The organism is Nitrosomonas sp., from assembly GCF_040256045.1.
Classification (GTDB): domain Bacteria; phylum Pseudomonadota; class Gammaproteobacteria; order Burkholderiales; family Nitrosomonadaceae; genus Nitrosomonas.
Map to the genome: position 1 here is coordinate 1 of NZ_JBDZWD010000042.1, position 22,094 is coordinate 22,094.

Below are 22,094 nucleotides of genomic sequence, written 5' to 3' on the forward strand. Positions count from 1 at the left end.
AATGAACCAGAACGATTTAACCTTGACCCATTCCATCATATCGTGGGACTAAACATCTAGGTATCGAAGCGTCACGTGTGGAAAGCAACAATTACCGCCGGGATATGTCGTGGTACGAGCCGATTGATCCGGTGACCCTCACCGGATCAAGCTCCTTCAGAGACAGGGAGTTCGATATCGACGAAACACAGAAAACGCTCGATGCCGTGCTGAAGGGGTCATTCCATCTGCTTGGTCACGAACACAAGGTGATTTTGGGTACGAATATCAACAGACGTGTTTTTCCTTGGGAGACGAGAATCCGAAATTCTAACGCTACCTTATCTCCCAACATTTTTGAGTTCAACCCACTCGACCATATTTCAAATGAACCCTACCTTCGTACTTTACGCGCTAAGACAAAAACCGTAGAAAAGGGTGTTTATGGGTCATTCGTAGCCCAAATCACTGATCCTTTGAAACTGATCGTGGGCGGAAGAATCAGTTGGTACAATTATGAAGATCTAACGAATACGTATAATAGGAATACGGGTGCTGTTACTTCCACCTCTTTAACAAAATACGAAGATAACAAAGTTTTTACACCTTATTTGGGCCTGGTTTTTGATATTACAAAACAATGGTCGGCCTATGGCAGCATTGCTGAAACATATCAATCGCAGGCAAGCAGCCTCAAGGGACCTCTGCCTGGCAAACCACTTGATCCTGTCACCGGGCGTAGCTATGAGGTTGGTGTCAAGGGAGGACTATTCAATAATCAGCTGAATACAGCGCTGGCTTTCTATTCTATCAAACGTAATGGTCAGGCGGTGCGCGACCAAGCCTATCCGCCCACTCCAGGGGACTTGGGTAGCAACTGTTGTTATCTGAATGACGGCCGCATTACCAGCAGAGGGGTGGATATCGAGGTCAGCGGCGAGATCTTGCCGGGTTGGCAGGTTCTGGCCGGCTACACGTTCAACGACAATGAAAATAAAGCGGAAAGTGGCCGCTATAGTACGATTACACCCAAGCATTTATTCAAATTGTGGTCGAGCTATGCGTTTCAAGGTGTACTTGAAGGCCTGAAGTTCGGCGGTGGACTCACTGCACAAAGTTCGTACTACCAGGAGGGATTAGCGAATGCCTACAACCGGACTAGCGGCCAATATGACGGCCCTTCGGTTCCATACGAATTTACTGAACCTGGCCGCGTGCTGGTCGATCTGTTTGCCCAATACCATTTAAACAAGCACTGGTCCGCAGCCTTCAACGTCAACAATATCTTCGACAAGAAATATTACCAAACCGTGACAAACGATAATCCCTATGCTGGTAACTATTATGGGGAGCCACGCAATTTTCTGGCAAGTGTTCGGTATAGTTACTAATAAGACATCGATCACTATAAACACTCCGTCGGACTTGATGGTTTCCACGCTCCGCATGGAAATACAGCCCGCCTCGCTCCAGCGGGACATAGCCGCCGGAGCGGCAACAACACGGGCTACCACGCGGAACGTGGGAGCCATCAACTTTTCCCTTCCCGTCTTTGCGACCGCTTCAGTCGTGAAGCAATCCAGCCTTCAATCAGTTAAAACACTCCCTTATTTCCCCATCCGGAAATGGCGGCAGATTTGCTACTCGAATTTGTACGGGAGGATTGGATCAGAGGTTTTCTTAATATCTCTAAAGCTTTAAAAGTTGACAATAAAACCAACATAAGTTAACAATATGATAATAATCAGTTGACGAATTAAGCATATGAATGTTGTAAGAAAAAGAGGTGAAGTTATTCGAAAATTTATTCTGGATAATCTCGAAAACGCTCCGGAAGATATTGTTCGTTTGACAGCAAATAATTTTGATTGCACTCGCCAGGCTGTTCATAAACATCTTCAGCGACTTGTTGAAGAAGGAGCGATTAGTGCTCATAGAAAGGGTAGAAAAAAAACCTATACGATAGTGCCATTAGTTACGTGGAATAACCGTTACCCAATTGATCATAAGGTTACTGAAGGTACAGTATGGTTAAAGGACATTTCACTATTTTTTAAGAAACTTCCGGAAAATGTCAGAGACATCTGGCACTATAGTTTCACGGAAATGTTCAATAACGCTATTGAGCATTCTGGTGGCACATCTATTGCTGTTAGCCTTACCAAAACAGCCTCATCAACAGAAATAGTTATATTTGATAACGGTGTGGGGATTTTTAATAAAATCCAGTCAGCACTTAATCTTACTGATAAGCGCCATGCCGTTTTGGAATTGGCAAAAGGGAAATTCACAACTGATCCGGATAATCATTCTGGCGAAGGAATATTTTTCAGTTCCAGAATGTTTGATGACTTTCAGATTTCCTCAGATGATGTTCACTACTATCATCGATTTAAAAGGCCTGAGGATTGGATCTTCCAGGAGGGGAAATCCGAGGCTGGCACTAAAGTTAGAATGAAACTGAGCAATCATACCTCTCGTACTACCAAACAGGTATTTGATGAATATACAACCGGTGAAAATTACGGTTTTACAAAAACCGTCATCCCGGTAATGCTCATGAAATACGGAGACGATAATCTAGTTTCTCGTTCACAAGCGAAGAGATTGCTTGCCGGCTTTGATAGATTCAAGATAGTAATACTTGATTTTTTGAAAATTTCATCTATCGGACAATCATTTGCCGATGAGATATTCAGGGTTTTTAAGAGAAATCATCCTGAAATAGAACTTAATTTCGTTAATGCATGCGAAGATGTTGAGAAAATGATTCGGCGTGCGCTGATCTTCGAAACAGGAAGTTGAAATAATACTGATCTGTAGTAATTCAGATCCGATCTGACAGTTACCCGATCCTTTCTCGCCGTCATCCTTACGAGAAGACCGCAGGCTGATGCGGTAATCCGGTGTTCTGGAACTGATTGACTGGATTGACCACACCGACTTTGCATCCGGCTTCAATCAGAGATTCCTCAACCATGTAAAAGCCTGTAACAGCTCCAGACATACCTGCTTTACTTGTTATACTGCTCAACCTGAAAATAACTGATCAAAATTACATTGATGGAGGAGAAATGGATATTTTGAGTTTGGTGGCAGGGTTTCTGGCGGGTGCGCTTACGATTTATCTCGTCAGTTATTTCATGAAGCCAAGTGAAAACAAGGTACAGAAAACGACTGATGCAAATATTACAGGTTTATTCGATCAGTTATGGCAGACACATGAACGTCTGCTCAACGAAATGAAGCAGGATGTGGAAAATCCTGATTTCAAATTTCACCGGGAATTTTATGTCCTGAAAAAAGGCTGGGGGTGGAATCGTTGGGGATTTCATCGCAAAGGTCCCTGTATTGCCTATTTCCTGGAAGACCATAATGATCTGCTGCCGTTAATGGATACCCTAACCTCTTACAGATTGGTCGAAAGGACCGATGAAGCCGGGAAGGATACAGCCCGCTTTCAATTGAGCGAAAAACTGGTTGAGCTGCTGCGAGGAAAAAATACGAATACAGCCTGAGCTTAGCCCGGATTTTCTGGAACCTCTGCAAAACTATCTGCGTTGCCATTTCTGCGTTAAAAGTCGGCTCAAAATGCTCATTTATTACGTATAAACTCTGCTTTTTCGAACTGACTGCCTCGCTAACGTTTTTCAGAGGTTACTTCTGTCTCATCAAAGCAGCAGGTTTTCCAGCGTCAAGCGGTAAATTCGGGCCAGGGGTTCGATATCCGCCACTTCCACAGATTCATTGATTTTGTGGATGGTTGCGTTGCGCGGCCCGAATTCCACTACCTGCTGACATATATCAGCGATGAAACGGCCATCAGAAGTGCCACCGGTGGTGGAAAGTTCCGGCTCGACACCCGTTACCTCGCGAATGGCCGCACTGACTGCATCAGCCAGTGTTCCTCGCGGAGTAAGATAAGGTTTACCGGAGAGTTCCCAGATCAGTTCGTAATCCAGTCCACGCCGATCAAGGATTTCATGCACGCGCACCTTGAGCGAATCAACCGTGCTGGCAGTGGAGAAACGGAAATTGAACAGCAGGTTGATTTCGCCGGGAATGACATTGGTTGCGCCAGTGCCGCCATGAATATTGGAAATGTGCCAGGTGGTAGCAGGAAAATACTCGTTGCCCTCATCCCACACGGTTTGCGCAAGCTCGGCAATGGCGGGTGCAGCCGTATGAATAGGATTCCTGGCCAGATGGGGATACGCAATATGCCCCTGGATGCCTCTGATAGTCAGATTGCCTGACAGGCTGCCACGTCGGCCGTTTTTGATGGTGTCGCCCAACTGATTGGTGCAGGTGGGCTCACCCACGATGCAGTAATCGATCATTTCCCCGCGCGCCTGCAGTGCTTCCACGACTTTTACAGTACCCTCCACTGCCGGCCCTTCTTCATCCGAGGTGATCAGCAGCGCAATCGAGCCCTTGTGATCCGGATGCAGCTCGATAAATTCCTCGATCGCGGTAACGAAGGCAGCCAGTGAGGTTTTCATGTCTGCTGCGCCACGTCCATAGAGGAAACCATCTCGAATCACTGGCGTAAAAGGATCACTCTCCCATTGTGCAATCGGGCCGGTGGGCACGACATCGGTATGCCCGGCAAAACATACCAGCGGTGCGCCGGAACCTTTTCTCGTCCATAGGTTTTCCACTTCACCATAGTTCATGGCTTCACTTTTGAATCCAAGCCCCACCAGCCGGTGCATGATCATTTTCTGGCAGCCGTCGTCGTCAGGGGTCAGGGAACGACGTGCAATCAACATCTGGGCAAATGTCAAAGTACTGTTGGACATTGTGTTTCCTTGGTTTGAAATGCGAATGAAATAGCAGGCAATAATGATCAGTGTTGCTGCAGAGCGCGCAATGCATTACGGCCGCGCGTTCCTTCAAAAAAGGCTTGAATAAACGGGTGATCGATGGTGATGATTTCCGGTATCGGCCCTAGTGCAACGATATGCCGGTCAGCCAGCACAGCTACACGATCGGAAATCGCAACCAGGGTATCCAGATCATGCGTAACCATGATGATCGTCAGCGCCAGTTCCTCGCGCAATGAGCGTACCAGGTCGACAAACCCTTCGCTCAGTACAGGATCGAGTCCGGCAGTGGGTTCATCCAGAAACAGCAGCTCCGGGTCCAGCGCCAAAGCACGCGCCAGTGCGACCCGTTTGACCATCCCGCCTGATAACTCTGCCGGCATTTTCCGGGCATGTTGTGCCTCGACACCGACCATACCGAGTTTCAGCATGACCAGTTCGCGGATCGTGCCCTCACACAACGTACGCATTTCCCGCAATGGCAACGCCACATTTTCGAAAACTGTCAGCGCGCTGAACAACGCGCCCTGCTGAAACAGGACACCGGAACGAGTACGCAGTTTTCTCTGTTCCTCACGGCCACAATCATACCGTCTTGCCCCCAATATTCTGACACTACCCTGGGCAGGCGTAACCAACCCGAGCATCTGGCGCAACAGAGTGGTCTTGCCGCTGCCGGAACCGCCCACCAGTGCCAGAATTTCTCCTTTGTATACCGTCAGATCGATATTTTCATGGATGATATGGCTACCAAAACGGGTAGTCAGTCCGGCGATTTCGATTATCGGATCAAGGGTTGCCATCAGCTTGCTATCCTGATGCCAATATTAGAGAACGCTACGGCAAAGATGGCATCGATCAGGATGACGGCAGTTATCGAAGTCACCACGGAATTGGTAGTGCCCTCTCCCAGGCTTTCGGTATTGGGTTTGATACGTAACCCGAAATGACAGGCGATCAGGGCAATCGTCATACCACAAACCATCCCTTTACTCAGACCGAGCCATAAATTGGTAATCGGCACGGTATCCGGCAAGGCGGTCAACGCATAATGAATACTCAACCCGATCTGCAGTTCTGCCGCCACCAGCCCCCCCAACAATGCAATTGCACTGGTCCAGAGTACGATCAGCGGTAAGGCAATACCCAGACCGATGATTTTGGGCAGCACCAGCCGCGTGCTATGGGAAATGCCCATCACTGTCAGCGCATCCAGTTCCTCGGTAACACGCATGACGCCCAATTGTGCTGTCATGGCGGAACCGGAACGGCCTGCAACCAGTATAGCGGCAAGCATCGGGCCCAGCTCCCGGATGATGCTCATGCCGAGAATATTGACGATGTAGATATCCGCCCCGAACATATGTAACTGCTCTGAAGTAAGATAGCTCAGGACGATACCGATCAGAAATCCCACAATAGCGGTAATGCCAAGGGCCTGTGCACCGGTACGATACAGGTTTGCAGAAATTTCCCGCACCGGGATTCTACCCGGATGGGTCATCAGAAAAAAAAGATCCAGCACGATCTGCCCGGACAGGGTGATCATGCCACCCAGATGATCGAGAAAGCGGAGCAACTGCTTTCCCAGCATAGAAATAGGTAAAAATAATATGCGCCGTGGCTGCTCGGGTAACGATACCGACTTTTCCAGCCGCAAAAACATTCTCTCCTGTTCGGAACGCAACAACAGATGTGCAGGCCGTTGTTCACCCCATATCCGCCACAACATGACTGCTCCCGCATAATCCAGTTGGCTGACATCAGTCAGATCCCAGTGCAGGCTATCGGAGTCGGATTGGCTGGCCAGTTTTGCCAGTTCTTTTGTTACTGTGGTAAATGATCGATCAAGTGAGGTGAGCGTAAAGCTGCCAGTAAGCTGTAGAAGAGTATCACCTGCTGCCGTGGTAACGAGCCGATACCGGGAATTGTTCCCGGCCGGTAAATCAGAGGGCATAACCATATCCGATCGATTCCGCCGATTAATCCCGGTTTTTACGTTCGCGCGGCAATTTCCCGGCTGCTTTCTCCGGTTTTCTGTCATACCGGTATGCCCAGAACAAAAACGCGATACCGGCTGCAATCATCGGCAAGGATAGCCATTGACCCATACTGATACCCAGCGTCATGATACCGAGAAAGCCGTCATCCGGCTCACGGAAAAATTCACAGAACGAACGGAATACACCATAACCGATCATAAACATTCCGGTAACGGCACCTAGTGGTCTTGGTTTGGCGGAATAAAGCCAGAGTAGCGCGAAAAACGCCAGCCCTTCCAATGCAAACTCGTAAAGTTGTGAGGGATGACGCGGCAGATTGTCCGCATACGGAAAAATCATCCCCCACGGCACGTCGGTAGGACGCCCCCATAATTCACCGTTGATGAAATTACCGATACGTCCCGCTCCCAATCCAAGCGGAACCAGCGGTGCGATGAAATCCGTGACGGCCAGCCATGAAAGCTGGTACTTGCGCGCCAGACACACCATGGCAATGGTAACGCCGAGAAACCCACCATGGAAAGACATTCCACCTTGCCAGATAGCTGCTATCTCCAGCGGATGCTGCAGATAGTAGGCGGGCTCATAAAACAGGACATGACCCAGGCGCCCGCCCAGAATCACCCCCAACACTCCGTAGAATAGCGCATCATCCAGCATTTCCCGGGTAAATACGCCGTTGGACTGCTGCCGAATGCGGTAGCGTCCCAGTAGAATGAACAGTAAAAATCCGAGCAGGTACATCAACCCGTACCAGCGAACAGCAAGCGGACCTATTGCAATCGCAACCGGGTCGAATTGTGGATGAACGAGCATGGGCAGCAGCCTGACTTACGGTAAAATATCCATTATACGGCAATGCCCGCTGATCGCAGCAGACATCACTAGCGATCATCTCCTTGTCGGGTCCGTAATTCATTCACCTGTCCATGAGGAAACAATATGCCAGATAATCGACGCAGCCAGGCCATCACCCAGGGTGCAAAACGCACCCCTAACCGCGCCATGTTACGCGCGGTCGGTTTTGGTGATGGAGACTTCGATAAACCTATCGTCGGGGTTGCCAACGGTTTTTCCACCATCACACCCTGCAACCTGGGTCTGGATACCCTTGCCAAATGCGCCGAACATGCACTGAAAACCGCTGGTGCCATGCCGCAGATGTTTGGCACCATTACCGTATCCGACGGGATCTCCATGGGTACTGAAGGCATGAAGTATTCTCTGGTTTCACGCGAAGTAATCGCCGATTCGATCGAAACCTGTGTACAGGCGGAAAGCATGGATGGTGTCATCACCATTGGCGGTTGTGATAAAAATATGCCTGGCGCCATGATCGCGCTGGCCAGACTGAACGTACCGTCCATTTTCGTCTATGGTGGTACCATCAAACCCGGCCATTATCAGGGCCGTGACCTGACTGTCGTCAGTGCTTTCGAAGCCGTCGGACAGCATACTGCGCACAAGATAGACGATCATGAACTGCTGGAAGTCGAACGCCATGCCTGCCCCGGCGCCGGTTCCTGTGGTGGCATGTATACAGCCAACACGATGTCATCCGCCATCGAAGCAATGGGAATGAGCCTGCCTTACTCTTCCACCATGGCTGCGGAAGATGAGGAAAAACGGATCAGCGCCATACGCTCCGCCGAAGTGCTGGTGGAAGCGATCAGAAAGCAGATTCTGCCGCGCAGTCTGATCACCCGCAAATCCATCGAGAACGCGGTATCCGTCGTCATGGCGGTGGGAGGCTCGACCAATGCCGTGCTGCACCTGCTGGCCATCGCCCATGCGGCCGAAGTGGAATTCAGCATCGATGATTTCGAAGCCATTCGTGCACGCGTACCGGTGCTGTGTGACCTGAAACCTTCCGGGCGCTATGTAGCCACTGATCTGCACAAAGCGGGCGGTATTCCGCAAGTGATGAAAATGTTGCTGATGCACGGCCTGCTGCACGGCGACTGTCTGACCATCAGCGGACAAACTATCGCTGAGGTGTTGAAAGATATTCCCGAACAGCCGCGTGCCGATCAGGATGTGATCCACCCCTGGGACAAGCCGGTATATGAACAGGGTCACCTGGCGATCCTGAAAGGCAATCTTTCACCAGAAGGCGCGGTCGCCAAGATTTCCGGCATCAAAAATCCCAGCATCACCGGCCCCGCCAGAGTGTTCGATTCCGAAGAAACCTGCATGGCAGCCATTCTTGAACGCAAAATCCAGGCGGGTGACGTAGTAGTCATCCGCTACGAAGGCCCGCAGGGCGGACCCGGCATGCGCGAAATGCTTTCTCCCACCTCGGCCCTGATCGGTGAAGGACTGGGTGATTCGGTCGGGTTGATTACCGATGGACGTTTTTCGGGTGGTACCTACGGAATGGTGGTGGGCCATGTGGCACCGGAAGCATTCGCCGGCGGAACAATCGCCCTGGTGCAGGAGGGAGATTCGATTACGATCGATGCACACCGTCGCCTGCTGCAACTGGATGTTCCTGAAGCCGAGCTGGAACGCCGCCGGGCCGCCTGGCATCCGCCGGCACCGCGCTACACACGCGGCGTACTGGCAAAATACGCCAGACTGGTATCCACTGCCAGCCGTGGTGCAGTCACCGATTAATCTATTTTCAGCAAAAATCCAATGCCTAATCATCTTGTCAGAGAAACCAGCCCCTATCTGCTGCAACACGCGGAAAATCCCGTAGACTGGTACCCGTGGGGAGAAGAGGCATTGGAAATCGCACGGATGCTGGACAAGCCGATATTGCTCTCCATTGGTTATTCCGCTTGTCACTGGTGCCATGTGATGGCGCATGAATCGTTCGAGGATGCTCAGGTCGCCACGGCCATGAACGAACATTTCGTCAACATCAAGGTTGACCGTGAAGAACGCCCTGATATCGACCAGATTTATCAGAGCGCGCATTACACATTGAACCATCGTTCAGGCGGATGGCCGCTGACTATGTTCCTGACGCCCGAGCAAAAGCCTTTTTTCGGCGGCACCTATTTTCCGAAAGAGGCGCGCTACGGTATGCCAGGGTTTCTGGAACTACTGCCAAAAGTAGCCGAGCTTTATCGCACACGTAAAACCGATATCGAGAAGCAGAACTCAGTATTGCTGAAATTGCTGGCTCAATCGCTCCCGGCACCGGATACCCGTGCTTCTGCACTTTCCCGGCAACCAATCGATCAGGCGCAGGAACAGTTGAATCAACTGTTCGATGAAACCGACGGCGGTTTCGGAGATGCACCTAAATTTCTCCATCCGGCAGAGTTACAGTTTTGCCTACGGCGATATGTCACCGACAATGACACGCGAGCACTGCATGTCGTGACCCACACGCTGGCAAAAATGGCACAGGGTGGACTGTATGACCAACTGGGGGGAGGATTCTGCCGTTACAGCACCGATCATGCCTGGCAGATTCCACATTTTGAGAAAATGCTGTACGACAACGCATTGATGCTGCCCCTCTATGCGGAAACCTGGCTTGTGACCGGCAATCCTCTGTTCAAACAGGTGGTAGAGGAAACAGCTGCCTGGGTCATGCGGGAAATGCAATCCGGCATAGATGGGGAAGGTGGCTATTTTTCCTCGCTCGATGCCGACTCCGAACACGAAGAAGGAAAATTCTACATCTGGGATCGCCAGGCGGTTTCGACAATCCTGACAGCGGAAGAATATCGGGTGACAGCGGCTTATTATGGCCTCGACCGCTCCCCCAACTTCGAAAATCACCACTGGCATCTTGCAGTCACGGAATCGATCGAGATGGTTGCGACACGCAATCAAATCAGCCCGGAAACTGCACAGCGGCTCATCGACAGTGCGCGCAGGAAATTGCTGAACGAACGCGAACGGCGTATTCGCCCGGGACGTGACGAAAAAATCCTGACGAGCTGGAATGCGTTGATGATCAAAGGCATGGCACGTGCCGGACAGATCTTCGAGCGCGAAGAGTGGGTTGATTCAGCCATGCGGGCAATGGATTTCATCCGCAGCAGACTGTGGCAGGATGGCCGTCTGCTGGCAACTTTCAAAGATGACAAGGCACATCTGAATGCTTATCTCGATGATCATGCATTCCTGCTGGATAGCCTGCTGACACTGTTGCAGGCCGATTTCCGGCTGACAGATTTCGACTTTGCCATTACCCTGGCCGATGTGCTACTCACCCGATTTGAGGATAAAACATCCGGTGGATTCTTCTTCACCAGCCATGACCACGAAACACTCATCCATCGACCCAAAACAGGTCACGATGGTGCAATTCCGGCCGGAAACGGTATTGCTGCCACTGCTTTGCAACAACTGGGCCATCTGTTGAGCGAGCAACGTTACCTTGAAGCGGCCGAACGCACGCTGAATATTTTTTCCAGCGAATTCTCACTGCATGCCAGTTCGCACTGCAGTCTGATGATCGCGCTGGAGGAATTCCTCGAACCGACGACCACAGTGATTCTTCAGGGCAACCGATCAGAACTGCAAACCTGGTTGAAAGCGCTGCTTCCTCATTCGCTTGACAAAATAGTGATCGCGTTGCCTCCGGAACTTCTCGGCTTACCCGACGGCCTTAAAATGCGCTCTGTTCCGGATGGAAAAGTCAGTGTTCGGGTATGTGAGGGCAGGCGTTGTCTCCCGGAGATCTATTCGCTGAATGAACTACTGCAAATGTGTAAGCTTCACGGTAGAATGGCGCTCCCTTAATCATTCATAAAAGGAGAGTATGATGAAAACAGGTTGGTTAGGTGCGTTTGCTGCTTCAGCATTATTAGCAGCCGGTTACGCTCAGGCAGATGCTGATTTGGCCAAAAAGAACAACTGTATTGCCTGCCATCAGGTCGAAACAAAAGTCGTTGGCCCTGCACTTAAAGATGTTGCAGCAAAATATGCTGATAAGGATGATGCAGTCACCTATCTGGCAGGTAAAATCAAAAGCGGCAGCAGCGGCGCATGGGGACAGATTCCAATGCCACCAAACGTCAATGTAAGTGATGTAGATGCCAAAGCGCTGGCAGAATGGATCCTGACGCTCAAATGACCTAATAGTTACATTTGAATACGGGCCGATACCGGAAACTGTATCGGCTTTTTTATTTCCGTAATATCTCTGCAGCACTCTATTTGCAGATGCCTGGCAGAACAAATTCCAAGTCGACTGGCCCATCCGTTTGACAATACCTCACGCTTTCACTACATTCTTTTGGAATATCATTTCCAATTTTCACCTGTAAATGCCATGCTTACTGTTTTTCTCGATTTCGGCTCCGTTACACGCGGTGATATCGATAGAACGGTACTGGAGCAAGTCGTATCCCCCTGGGTTTATCATGACAATACACTCCCTGAACAGGTAGCAGAGCGAATCAGGGAAGCGGAAATCGTTGTCAGCAATAAAACGCTGCTGAATCGTTCAGCCCTAGACGCCGCAAACAAGCTGAAACTGATATGTGTGGCAGCAACCGGTTATAACAACGTCGATCTGATCGCGGCTGCCGAGCGCAACATTCCAGTATGCAATGTACGCAACTATGCCGCCGGCTCGGTCGCTCAGCATGTTTTCATGTTCATGCTGAACTTTGCCTGCCGCTTCGTGGAGTATCAGCAACTGATAAAACGAGGTGGCTGGCAGGCCAGTCCCTATTTTTGCCCACTTGATTTCGGAGTCATGGAACTGGCGGGTAAAACACTCGGCATTATTGGATACGGTGAACTGGGCAGTGCAGTGGCAAACATTGCCAAAGCATTTGGGATGAAATTGCTGATCGCCGAACACAAATCCGCGTCAGCCATCCGGCCTGGACGAACGGCATTCGATGAGGTCATCCGCCAGGCAGATTTCATTACCCTGCACTGCCCTCTGTCGGAAAATACCCGCCATCTGATTAGCAGCCGGGAACTAAACCTGATGAAACCTTCGGCATACCTGATCAATACCGCCCGCAGTGGCCTGATCGATGAAACCGATCTGCTGCAAAGCCTTCACTCCGGCCAAATTGCTGGTGCAGCCATCGATGTCCTTAAAGAAGAACCGCCAGTCAATGGCAACCCGCTGCTGGACTATCCTCATCCAAATCTCATCATCACCCCACACTCTGCCTGGGCTAGTGTGGAATCCCGACAACGTATGCTCAATCTGCTGGCAGGTAACATACGCAATTTCCTGCACAACAAGCCTTTCAATCAGATCAACGATGCATTGACCCGATAACCATCTCTTTTTCCAGGTAAATAACCAATCCAACACTGCCTTCTATTTTAAGCCGACTCTGCATTTATTTGACAAGCCACCCGATCCTCATTATTTTCGCGTTCCGTAAGTCCAGGATCAGCCTGGTCATTCGAAGGCCCTAAGGAAAACTGATTATGGTCAACCCTTTTCACCAGCACCGCCGCGTCCTTGTAGCAAGCCTGGTTGGAACTACCATCGAATTCTATGATTTTTATATCTATGCCACCGCAGCAGCACTGGTATTCGGACCTTTGTTCTTTCCTGCAGAATCTCCATCTGCACAATTAATGCTGTCATTCCTGAGCTTTGGGCTCGCCTTTCTCGCACGACCATTTGGCGCAATTCTGTTTGGTCACTTTGGAGATCGAATTGGAAGAAAATCAACTTTGGTCGCCTCGCTATTGCTGATGGGTATATCGACCCTGTTAATTGCATTTTTGCCAACCTATGCAATGGCCGGCTGGATAGCTCCATTGTTATTATGTACCCTGCGTTTTGGTCAGGGCTTGGGACTTGGAGGTGAGTGGGGAGGCGCAGCTTTACTGGCTGTTGAATATGCCCCCCCGGGATGGCGGGCGCGCTTTGGCATGGTTCCTCAGTTAGGTGCCCCAATCGGATTCATTGCAGCCAACGGATTATTCCTGCTGATTGGTACAATATTAAGTGACGCTGATTTTGTGGCGTGGGGATGGCGGATCCCGTTTCTCGCCAGCGCAATTCTGGTTGGACTTGGTTTATGGGTACGATTAAAAATCAATGAAACACCCGAATTTACCCGAGCACTGGCACAGGATCCACCCATACCGGTTCCCATCGGCGAACTAATCCGCAAGCATGCCGCCATCACTTTTGCGGGAACGTTTGCCGTAGTTGCCTGTTTTGCCATTTTTTATCTTTCGACCGCTTTTGCACTCGCTCATGGCACCACCATACTGGGATACGATCGCGAACAATTTCTCATCACTCAACTCGCTGCCATAGCATTTCTCGCTGCTGGGATCATCATTGCGGGAATACGCGCTGATAAGGCCAGTGCCAATCAGGTACTGACCTGGGGTTGCGCGGCAACGATTGGTTTGGGATTGATATTCGGGCCGATTCTTGGATCAGGTTCGCTATGGCTGGTTTGGGGAATGCTCTCGCTCGCACTGTTCATCATGGGTTTTGTATACGGCCCTCTTGGTGTATGGCTGCCATCGCTTTTTCCACCACGAATACGTTACACCGGCGTATCCGTTGCCTTCAACTTAGGAGGTATTCTGGGTGGCGCACTCGCCCCGCTTGCTGCACAAGCACTCAATGACGCAGGTGGTACATCACTTGTCGGCTTATATCTGACAATGGCGGGGGTATTCAGCCTGGTGGGGTTGAACATAGCTCAGCGGCTAGCCCCGGATCAGACACATAAAGCGTAAATTAAAGACAGATCTGATCTCGTTGCTCAGCCCGATATTGTTTTATCCTCTTTAATCGAAAAAGAGTTGTTTAACAGAGATGTCTCAAGAAAGAATTTAGGAAATGAACCAGGCTTCAAAGATATGTCAATATAAGGACTGATTGAAGCCAATGTCACTTGCCAATCCGCCAATACGATGAAAACCGCCTGACCGAGTATTACCGCACCCAAGCCGGCATGTGCCGTTGATGATTTAGGATTGAACGACGATATCCTGCTGCAGGACCATTCAAACCCGTTCTTACTTAACAACCGGTTAGCTTCATCCCACAGACGAAGAAAAGTAAACCCGAGCCTATAATGAGGACTTACATAAACATCAAAATCCCACGCTGCGCGCTTGGCTGGTAGCGGAATATAACGTGCGCGTACTTCATCTTCCTGATAAGGACCAAGCATAAGCCAGATAAACCCTGCAAATTCATCATCCTTAAAAGCCACCAGACATATAGCTCCGTTTGTGAAACGATCCCGGATTACAGAAATCGGTCGCGGAAATAACTGAACAACCGGATCCTGGCCATCTATTTGCCTAATTACTATTTTTTTCCCTCTGGATGGAGCCAAATAAGATTTATTGCTGACTGGTTGCGCAACCAGTTGATATTTATAAATTCTTATTTTTCCATGAGATATTCTGACTAGCAATCTATTCAAAACTAGAACCCAAGTATTCAACCAGCCAACAGTGATTACTGACTGACTGATGTATTTATATATTTTCATCATATTATTTAAGTACGATTGCTATTAAATATCTTGGATATTTAATCTATTCGGCTGCAGAAGCCATTTTCATGAGCAAAATTCTTTGTATTACACTAACGCATTCTATGCTTGCAACCGTACATGCGGTATCACATAACATTTCAACACCAAAAATTCCAAAATCAGACTGTTTTACACATCATGACTCATATACGGTAAGGTACTTATAAATAGCCAATGAGACAACTGCTGCTCGATATTACTGAAATCGGTTCACCATCCCTGGATAACTTTATTCCCGAAAAGAATGAAGAGTTACTTTATACACTGAAAAATCTGGTTGCTGGTAGCCGACAAGATCGTTTTTATTACCTTTGGGGGGAAACGGGCAGTGGTAAAAGCCATTTATTACAAGCAGTGGCGGATGCCTTTTCAGAACAGCAGTGCAACTCGCGCTACATCGACTGCAGTCAGGATGAATTAAATTTCAATTCCGGTATAAGCTGTATATTGGCAGATAATATCGAACAGTTGGATGGTGTGGCTCAGATCAGGTTATTTAATCTTTATAATCACTTGCGTGACAGCGGAGAGGGCATATTTCTGGCTAGTGGCACCAGGCCGCCTGCACAACTAAATTTACGCCAGGATCTGACCACTCGCCTGGGCTGGGGGCTGGTATACCAGGTGCACGAATTAACGGATGAAAAAAAAATCGAGGTAATGCAAGACTATGCAATCCGTTGCGGGTTTGAGCTGCCTATGGAAATTTGCCACTATTTACTGAAACATGAGCAGCGGGATTTATCTTCTCTGATCAGGTATGTTCAGGCCCTAGACCACCTTTCACTGACCAGACAGCGCCCTGTTACCCTTCCCTTGTTGCGCGAACTGTTATAATCATGCACCGATCGCAGCTGATGATTACCAGCTTCGGCAGATTACAGATGCACGAAACAACTCTGGAACGTACCTTCTGTCCGAATTTACCCCGGCTTTACTGCATCCATATTTTTAATACCGAAGTTCGGCATCATGAAACTGGCATTATTTGACCTGGATAACACGCTTCTGGCTGGCGACAGCGATTTTCAATGGGCCCAATTTCTCATTGAACAAAAAGTCCTGGATCGGGAAGTCTACGAGGCCCGCAACATCGAATTTTATGAACAATATAAAGCGGGCACACTTGATATCCACGAATTTCTGGATTTTCAGCTCAAACCTTTGTCCCGTCATCCTCGCGAACAGTTAAACGAGTGGCGCAGCAATTTCATTAAACAGAAAATCACGCCATTGGTTGCACCCGGTGCACGCGAGCTGATTGCAAGGCATCAGGCCGAAAAGGACTTATGCATTATCATTACTGCCACCAACAGCTTTGTAACCGCACCCATCGCCCGCATGCTGGGTATCGATCATCTGATTGCCACGGAACCGGAACAGGAAAATGGTGAATTTACCGGCCGCGTAATCGGCGTACCCTCCTTCCAGGAAGGCAAAATAACCCGATTGGAACAATGGCTGGATGCACATAATCTCACCTGGCTTTCTTTCCTGCAGAGCTGGTTTTATAGTGATTCGCTCAATGATCTGCCACTGCTTAAAAAAGTGACTCATCCCGTTGCGGTAGATCCCGATGCTACACTCCATGAATATGCGAAAAAAAATGAGTGGTCCGTTATCAGCCTGCGTCAGTGATACCTTCAACAAACAATTTACATTTTAATGAGGAAAAACAAAATGAAACGTGCTTCCATCTCACTTCTGGCTCCTGTAATTCTGTGTCTTTCACTTTCTTTCAATGCTCAGGCCGATACCTACCCTGAGAAAGCAGGAGAGAAACTGGCTACCGGTGTAGCCAATGTCATTACCGGTATTGGCGAAATCCCTAAGAACATGATGATTACCAGCCATAAAAAAGGAACCATCTATGGTGTGACAGCAGGTTTCTTCGTTGGAATCGTCCATACGGTCGGCCGAACACTGAGTGGTGCAGTTGATATCATCACCTTTGTAGTGCCCACCACGCCTATCATCAAACCAACCTATATCTGGGATGATTTTGATCGGGAAACAACCTATACCACATGGCGTATGCGTTAACAGCCCAAAATCTGGCAACCATCTTTATTCACGCGCTCCATCAAAAACGTGTCAAGCCAGGTTAAAAAGTGCAAAAAGGTTCCGGTATAATAGGGTTTTGCAAGAGATGATCGCATGAGATTAATACAAAAAGCACTCACCTTCGACGATATTCTCCTGGTTCCAGCTTATTCCGAGGTTTTACCCAAAAACGTCGACCTGGCTACACAACTAACCCGCACGCTCCGCATAAAAATACCGATTGTTTCCGCGGCAATGGATACCGTTACTGAAGCTCGGCTTGCCATTGCGATGGCACAGGAAGGCGGGATTGGTATCATTCACAAGAACATGTCTATCAAAGCCCAGGCTGCACAAATTGCCCAGGTAAAACGCTTTGAAAGCGGTGTCGTTACCGATCCGATCGTCGTCTCTCCAGACATGACCGTTCGTAAGGTTCTGGAGCTGATCAGACAGCACAACATATCTGGTCTGCCTGTGGTAAAAAGCAAAAAGGTCGTCGGCATCGTTACCAACCGTGATCTGCGCTTTGAAACCCATCTCGACCAGCCGGTCAAAAATATCATGACGCCGAAGAAACACCTGGTTACTGTCCGGGAAGGCGTTTCAAAAGAAGATGCATTGGCCTTACTGCACAAGCACAGGCTCGAAAAGGCCCTGATCGTCAGTGAAAATTTCGAGCTGCGCGGAATGATCACTGTCAAGGACATCACACGCACCACTGAACATCCCTATGCCAGCAAGGATGGCCAGGAACGCTTGTATGTAGGTGCCGCCATCGGAGTAGGAGAAGGTAGTGATGAACGCGCTGCCGCCCTGGTGGAAGCTGGTGCAGACGTAATTGTCGTGGATACGGCACATGGGCATTCACAAGGTGTATTGGATCGCGTGCGCTGGGTCAAGAAAAATTTCCCTGAAATTCAGGTAATTGCCGGTAATGTGGCTACTGCTGCTGCTGCAAAGGCACTGGTGGATCACGGCGCAGATGCCGTAAAAGTCGGGATCGGCCCCGGCTCGATCTGTACCACTCGTGTCGTCGCGGGTGTGGGTGTGCCGCAAATTTCAGCGATTGATAATGTTGCCACTGCATTGCTGGACACGGGTGTACCTCTCATTGCCGATGGGGGTATCCGCTATTCCGGTGATATCGCCAAAGCGCTTGCTGCAGGCGCAAGCTCAGTCATGCTGGGGGGATTGCTGGCCGGAACCGAAGAATCTCCCGGTGAAATCGAGCTGCTCAAGGGACGATCCTATAAAAGCTATCGCGGCATGGGTTCTTTATCTGCCATGCAACAGGGATCGAGTGACCGCTATTTCCAGGAAACCGAACGCCACGAGGCAGACAAGCTGGTACCGGAAGGCGTAGAAGGACGCGTTCCTTACAAAGGCTACCTCGCCAACGTCATTCATCAATTGATCGGAGGTGTCCGGTCCAGCATGGGTTATCTGGGATGCCACACCATCAGCGACATGCATAGCAAAGCTGAATTCATCGAAATCACCTCTGCTGGCATCCGTGAATCTCATGTGCATGATGTCCAGATCACTAAAGAAGCACCAAACTATCACATCGAATAAGTTTTTCTGACATGCATTCCGCCATCCTTATTCTGGATTTTGGCTCGCAGTACACCCGCCTGATTGCCCGGCGCATCCGCGAGACTAATGTTTACTGTGAACTCCATCCCTTTGATGTCAGCCCGCAATTCATTCGGGAATTTGCGCCCATCGGTATCATTCTTTCCGGCGGGCCAGCCTCGACTTTCACCGATGATGCGCCGCGTGTACCACCAATCGTGTTCGAGATGGAAGTTCCTGTCCTCGGTATCTGTTATGGAATGCAGGCCATGGCAGCCCAGCTCGGCGGAGAAGTGGAGAATGCACAGACACGCGAATTCGGTTACGCAGAACTGCTAACCACACCGTGCAAGCTGTTCAAGGGCATACAGGATCGTATTAATTCCGACGGCAAGCCGGCTCTCGACGTGTGGATGAGCCATGGCGACCAGGTCAACAAACTGCCGCCGGGTTTCACTGCCATTGCATCCAATGCAGCCACTCCCTTGGCTGCCATGGCGGACGAAATACGCAACTTTTACGGAGTTCAGTTCCATCCCGAGGTCACCCACACACGGCAGGGCAAGGCAATTCTCGATCATTTCGTGCACGATATCTGCGGTGCAGGTAATGACTGGAACATGCCTGATTACGTAGAAGAAGCCATTGGCCGGATTCGTGCCCGTGTCGGTAATGACAAAGTCGTTCTGGGATTATCTGGAGGGGTGGATTCATCCGTAGCCGCTGCACTCATTCATCGTGCCATTGGCGATCAACTGGTATGTGTATTCGTGGACAACGGCCTGCTTCGCCTGAACGAAGCCAAGCAGATCATGGAAACCTTCAGCCGGAATCTTGCGGTCAATGTCATTTATGTCGATGCCGGCAGGCAATTTCTGGAGCAACTGAAAGGAATCACCGACCCTGAACAAAAACGCCGTACCATCGGCCGTGAATTCGTGGAAATCTTCCAGCAGGAAGCAGAAAAGATCGAAAATGCAAAGTGGCTGGCACAGGGAACCATCTATCCTGATGTTATTGAATCCGCTGGCAGCCACACCAAAAAAGCAGGCGTTATCAAATCCCACCATAACGTGGGTGGTTTGCCCGAGACACTCCGCCTCAAACTACTGGAGCCGCTGCGTGAACTATTCAAGGATGAAGTACGTGAACTTGGCTTGGCATTAGGACTGCCGCATGATCTGGTATTCCGCCATCCGTTCCCCGGCCCGGGACTGGGTGTCCGTATTCTGGGAGAAGTCAAATACGAATACACTGAGTTGTTGCGCCAGGCTGATGCCATCTTCATCGAAGAACTGAGAAATGCCGGATGGTATGAAAAAACCTCTCAGGCGTTTGCCGTTTTCCTGCCGATAAAATCAGTGGGTGTCATGGGAGACAACCGCAGTTATGAATATGTAGTCGCCTTGCGTGCCGTTCAAACCGAAGATTTCATGACCGCGCACTGGGCAGAACTGCCCTATACCCTGCTCTCCAGAATCTCAAATCGCATTATCAACGAAATCCGCGGTATCAACCGGGTGGTCTACGATATATCAGGCAAACCCCCGGCAACGATTGAGTGGGAATAATCCCGTGTCTGGATCAACCGGGCCTATGCGCCTACTATTTTTTGCGTTGATCTTCTTCATAACCTCAATCTCAAGGTCACGCTCCACCAACAGCTTGCGCAACCGTGCGTTCTCAGCTTCCAGACCCTGCAGGCGCTTGACCTCGTCAGTTTCCCTGCTGCCGTACTTCTTGCGCCAGAGGTAGATCGTCGCTTCGCTCACGCCGTGCCGCTTGACAACCTCGGCCACCATGTCCCTGTCCGTCTCTCGCAGGATCCGGACGATCTGCTCATCGCTGTATCGCGTCTTCTTCATTTGCCTCTCGTTTTCCAAGAAGGCATTGTCTCAAGTTACCGTGGATCGAAAAAGCCCGGTCAGGTCAGCTACATCTGCGGGTGATCGAAAGGACGAGCTGCGTTACACTCTGGCTAAACTGCCAGCCGCGTCTGACTATTCGCAGTTGCAGCCGACATAAGAAAGGAAATAAGCTAATGCTCCTGCCGTTGGTCGGGAATTGATCTAATCCACCCAAAGAAGAGCAGTCGGATTTCACGACAGGCTTACTGCCCGCTTTCTTTTATGCCACGTACTACAACTGGAAAAACAAATATGCTGGTATACAAATATCGGAATTGCATCGCTTGCGTGAGCTGCAATCTGAAAACGCTAAACTCAAGCGCATATAGGCAAATCTAGCGTTGGAGAGCAATGCCATCCGGAATGTGCTGAATCGAAAGTCCTGACGCCGTCTGCTCGGCACACTCTGACAGAGCAGCTTGTGCAAGCGCGACCGCATATCATCCATGCCCGTGAGATTACAATTCATTCGTCGAGAAGGTGTCACAATCACTAATTCTTCCCGATGTCAGACCCTTTTTAAACCAATGAACTCTCTGTTTTGAGCTTCCATGGGTAAAAGACTCGGGAACGATATAACCTTGTGATTGTTTTTGAAGACGATCATCGCCGATAGCCGATGCAGCATTTAAACCCTCTTCTATATCTCCACTTTCAAGAATGTTGCGCGCACGGTGAGCATTATTTGCCCAAATACCCGCGAAACAATCCGCTTGTAACTCTTGGCGAACTGATACAGCATTTCGTTGGTGCTTATTTAAATATTTCCCCTGTGCAATAACTTTCGCAGAAATACCCAATAAAGTTTGTATATGATGACCAATCTCATGGGCAATTACATAAGCTTGAGCAAAATCCCCGGATGCGCCCAATTTTTTCATATCTTCAAAAAAGCTGAGGTCGATATAAACTTTTTGATCATAAGGGCAGTAAAAAGGCCCCATTGCAGCTTGTGCGAAACCACAGGATGACTGTACCGCCTCACTAAATAAAACTAAAGTAGGTTCTGTATAATTCTTACTAAGCTGATCAGAAAATAACGCTTTCCAGGTATCCTCCGTATCTGCAAGAATGACAGAAGTAAATTCTTTTGCTTCTTCCTGACCTGGTAAGATAGGCTGGGTTTGGAAAGATTTACTACCCCCGCTTAAAATTTCAGTTCCTTGCATGACAATCTGGGGATCAATATCAAAAAAAATTGCTGCAAGTGCTAGGGTCTGTTGACATTTCGCTCTAAGTTCTTACACTAGAAAAGAAAACTCGTATTGTTAAAGCTCTCACACCGTCACGATACGAGTT

General features: G+C 49.4%; 19 protein-coding genes and 2 pseudogenes. 14 read left to right on the forward strand and 7 right to left on the reverse strand.

The window, feature by feature from the left end; genetic code table 11:
- Positions 1–77: 77 nt before the first annotated feature.
- The 3 genes from ABUL11_RS08380 (at position 78) to ABUL11_RS08390 (ending at position 3,497) form a co-directional block, all read left to right on the forward strand.
- The gene (locus ABUL11_RS08380) at positions 78–1,370 is read left to right on the forward strand and encodes a TonB-dependent siderophore receptor (RefSeq protein WP_350283409.1); all 1,293 of its coding nucleotides are present in this window, start codon (positions 78–80) and stop codon (positions 1,368–1,370) included.
- 373 nt (positions 1,371–1,743) lie between these two features.
- Positions 1,744–2,784 carry an STAS-like domain-containing protein gene (locus tag ABUL11_RS08385; protein WP_350283410.1) on the forward strand — a complete coding sequence of 347 codons (1,041 nt, stop codon included), beginning with the start codon at positions 1,744–1,746 and terminating at the stop codon, positions 2,782–2,784.
- A gap of 269 nt (positions 2,785–3,053) precedes the next feature.
- Entirely contained in the window at positions 3,054–3,497 is a 444-nt protein-coding gene (locus ABUL11_RS08390; RefSeq protein WP_350283411.1) for a hypothetical protein, read from the forward strand.
- A 153-nt stretch (positions 3,498–3,650) separates the two neighbouring features.
- On the opposite strand, the gene dapE is transcribed toward ABUL11_RS08390, so the two are convergent.
- The 4 genes from dapE to lgt are packed head-to-tail and all read right to left on the reverse strand — an operon-like array spanning position 3,651 to position 7,624.
- A complete protein-coding gene (gene dapE / locus ABUL11_RS08395) occupies positions 3,651–4,781 on the reverse strand; it encodes a succinyl-diaminopimelate desuccinylase (protein ID WP_350283412.1) in 1,131 nt (376 codons plus the stop codon).
- Between the two features lie 47 nt (positions 4,782–4,828).
- Positions 4,829–5,608, reverse strand: a complete 780-nt coding sequence (locus ABUL11_RS08400) for an ABC transporter ATP-binding protein (protein ID WP_350283413.1) — start codon at positions 5,606–5,608, stop codon at positions 4,829–4,831.
- On the reverse strand, positions 5,608–6,762 hold the full coding sequence (locus ABUL11_RS08405; RefSeq protein WP_502890039.1) for an MlaE family ABC transporter permease: 1,155 nt from the start codon (positions 6,760–6,762) through the stop codon (positions 5,608–5,610). The genes ABUL11_RS08400 and ABUL11_RS08405 overlap by 1 nt, the downstream gene beginning before the upstream one ends.
- A 25-nt stretch (positions 6,763–6,787) precedes the next feature.
- Complete coding sequence (lgt, locus tag ABUL11_RS08410; RefSeq protein WP_350283415.1) at positions 6,788–7,624, reverse strand: prolipoprotein diacylglyceryl transferase; 837 nt, start codon at positions 7,622–7,624, stop codon at positions 6,788–6,790.
- 126 nt (positions 7,625–7,750) lie between these two features.
- Here lgt and ilvD point away from each other — a divergent pair, with 126 nt between their 5' ends.
- From ilvD to ABUL11_RS08435, 5 genes are all read left to right on the forward strand, one after another.
- Entirely contained in the window at positions 7,751–9,424 is a 1,674-nt protein-coding gene (gene ilvD, locus ABUL11_RS08415) for a dihydroxy-acid dehydratase (protein WP_350283416.1), read from the forward strand.
- 21 nt (positions 9,425–9,445) lie between these two features.
- Positions 9,446–11,515, forward strand: a complete 2,070-nt coding sequence (locus tag ABUL11_RS08420) for a thioredoxin domain-containing protein (RefSeq protein ID WP_350283417.1) — start codon at positions 9,446–9,448, stop codon at positions 11,513–11,515.
- Between the two features lie 22 nt (positions 11,516–11,537).
- Positions 11,538–11,849: a c-type cytochrome gene (locus ABUL11_RS08425; protein ID WP_350283418.1), complete on the forward strand. Its 312-nt coding sequence runs from the start codon at positions 11,538–11,540 to the stop codon at positions 11,847–11,849.
- A gap of 198 nt (positions 11,850–12,047) precedes the next feature.
- On the forward strand, positions 12,048–13,019 hold the full coding sequence (locus ABUL11_RS08430; RefSeq protein WP_350283419.1) for a 2-hydroxyacid dehydrogenase: 972 nt from the start codon (positions 12,048–12,050) through the stop codon (positions 13,017–13,019).
- Between the two features lie 155 nt (positions 13,020–13,174).
- Positions 13,175–14,455: an MFS transporter gene (locus ABUL11_RS08435; protein WP_350283420.1), complete on the forward strand. Its 1,281-nt coding sequence runs from the start codon at positions 13,175–13,177 to the stop codon at positions 14,453–14,455.
- A gap of 26 nt (positions 14,456–14,481) precedes the next feature.
- Here ABUL11_RS08435 and ABUL11_RS08440 read toward each other — a convergent pair whose 3' ends face one another.
- On the reverse strand, positions 14,482–15,225 hold the full coding sequence (locus tag ABUL11_RS08440; protein ID WP_350283421.1) for a GNAT family N-acetyltransferase: 744 nt from the start codon (positions 15,223–15,225) through the stop codon (positions 14,482–14,484).
- 216 nt (positions 15,226–15,441) lie between these two features.
- Between ABUL11_RS08440 and hda the strand changes: the two genes are divergently transcribed.
- The 5 genes from hda (at position 15,442) to guaA (ending at position 20,459) form a co-directional block, all read left to right on the forward strand.
- Positions 15,442–16,104, forward strand: a complete 663-nt coding sequence (gene hda / locus ABUL11_RS08445) for a DnaA regulatory inactivator Hda (protein ID WP_350283422.1) — start codon at positions 15,442–15,444, stop codon at positions 16,102–16,104.
- Between the two features lie 135 nt (positions 16,105–16,239).
- Positions 16,240–16,905, forward strand: a complete 666-nt coding sequence (locus ABUL11_RS08450) for a histidinol-phosphatase (protein WP_350283423.1) — start codon at positions 16,240–16,242, stop codon at positions 16,903–16,905.
- A 42-nt stretch (positions 16,906–16,947) separates the two neighbouring features.
- Positions 16,948–17,310, forward strand: a complete 363-nt coding sequence (locus ABUL11_RS08455; RefSeq protein WP_350283424.1) for an exosortase system-associated protein, TIGR04073 family — start codon at positions 16,948–16,950, stop codon at positions 17,308–17,310.
- A 114-nt stretch (positions 17,311–17,424) separates the two neighbouring features.
- Positions 17,425–18,888: an IMP dehydrogenase gene (gene guaB, locus ABUL11_RS08460; RefSeq protein ID WP_350283425.1), complete on the forward strand. Its 1,464-nt coding sequence runs from the start codon at positions 17,425–17,427 to the stop codon at positions 18,886–18,888.
- Positions 18,889–18,899: 11 nt separating this feature from the next.
- Positions 18,900–20,459, forward strand: a complete 1,560-nt coding sequence (guaA, locus tag ABUL11_RS08465) for a glutamine-hydrolyzing GMP synthase (RefSeq protein ID WP_350283426.1) — start codon at positions 18,900–18,902, stop codon at positions 20,457–20,459.
- A 39-nt stretch (positions 20,460–20,498) separates the two neighbouring features.
- Here guaA and ABUL11_RS08470 read toward each other — a convergent pair.
- Positions 20,499–20,753 (reverse strand): annotated as a pseudogene (locus ABUL11_RS08470) (transposase); the annotation flags it as partial.
- Positions 20,754–21,001: 248 nt separating this feature from the next.
- Between ABUL11_RS08470 and ABUL11_RS08475 the strand changes: the two are divergent.
- Positions 21,002–21,124 carry a transposase gene (locus ABUL11_RS08475; RefSeq protein WP_350283427.1) on the forward strand — a complete coding sequence of 41 codons (123 nt, stop codon included), beginning with the start codon at positions 21,002–21,004 and terminating at the stop codon, positions 21,122–21,124.
- 129 nt (positions 21,125–21,253) lie between these two features.
- On the opposite strand, the pseudogene ypfJ reads toward ABUL11_RS08475, so the two are convergent.
- Positions 21,254–22,000 (reverse strand): annotated as a pseudogene (gene ypfJ / locus ABUL11_RS08480) (KPN_02809 family neutral zinc metallopeptidase); the annotation flags it as partial.
- Positions 22,001–22,094 lie beyond the last annotated feature (94 nt).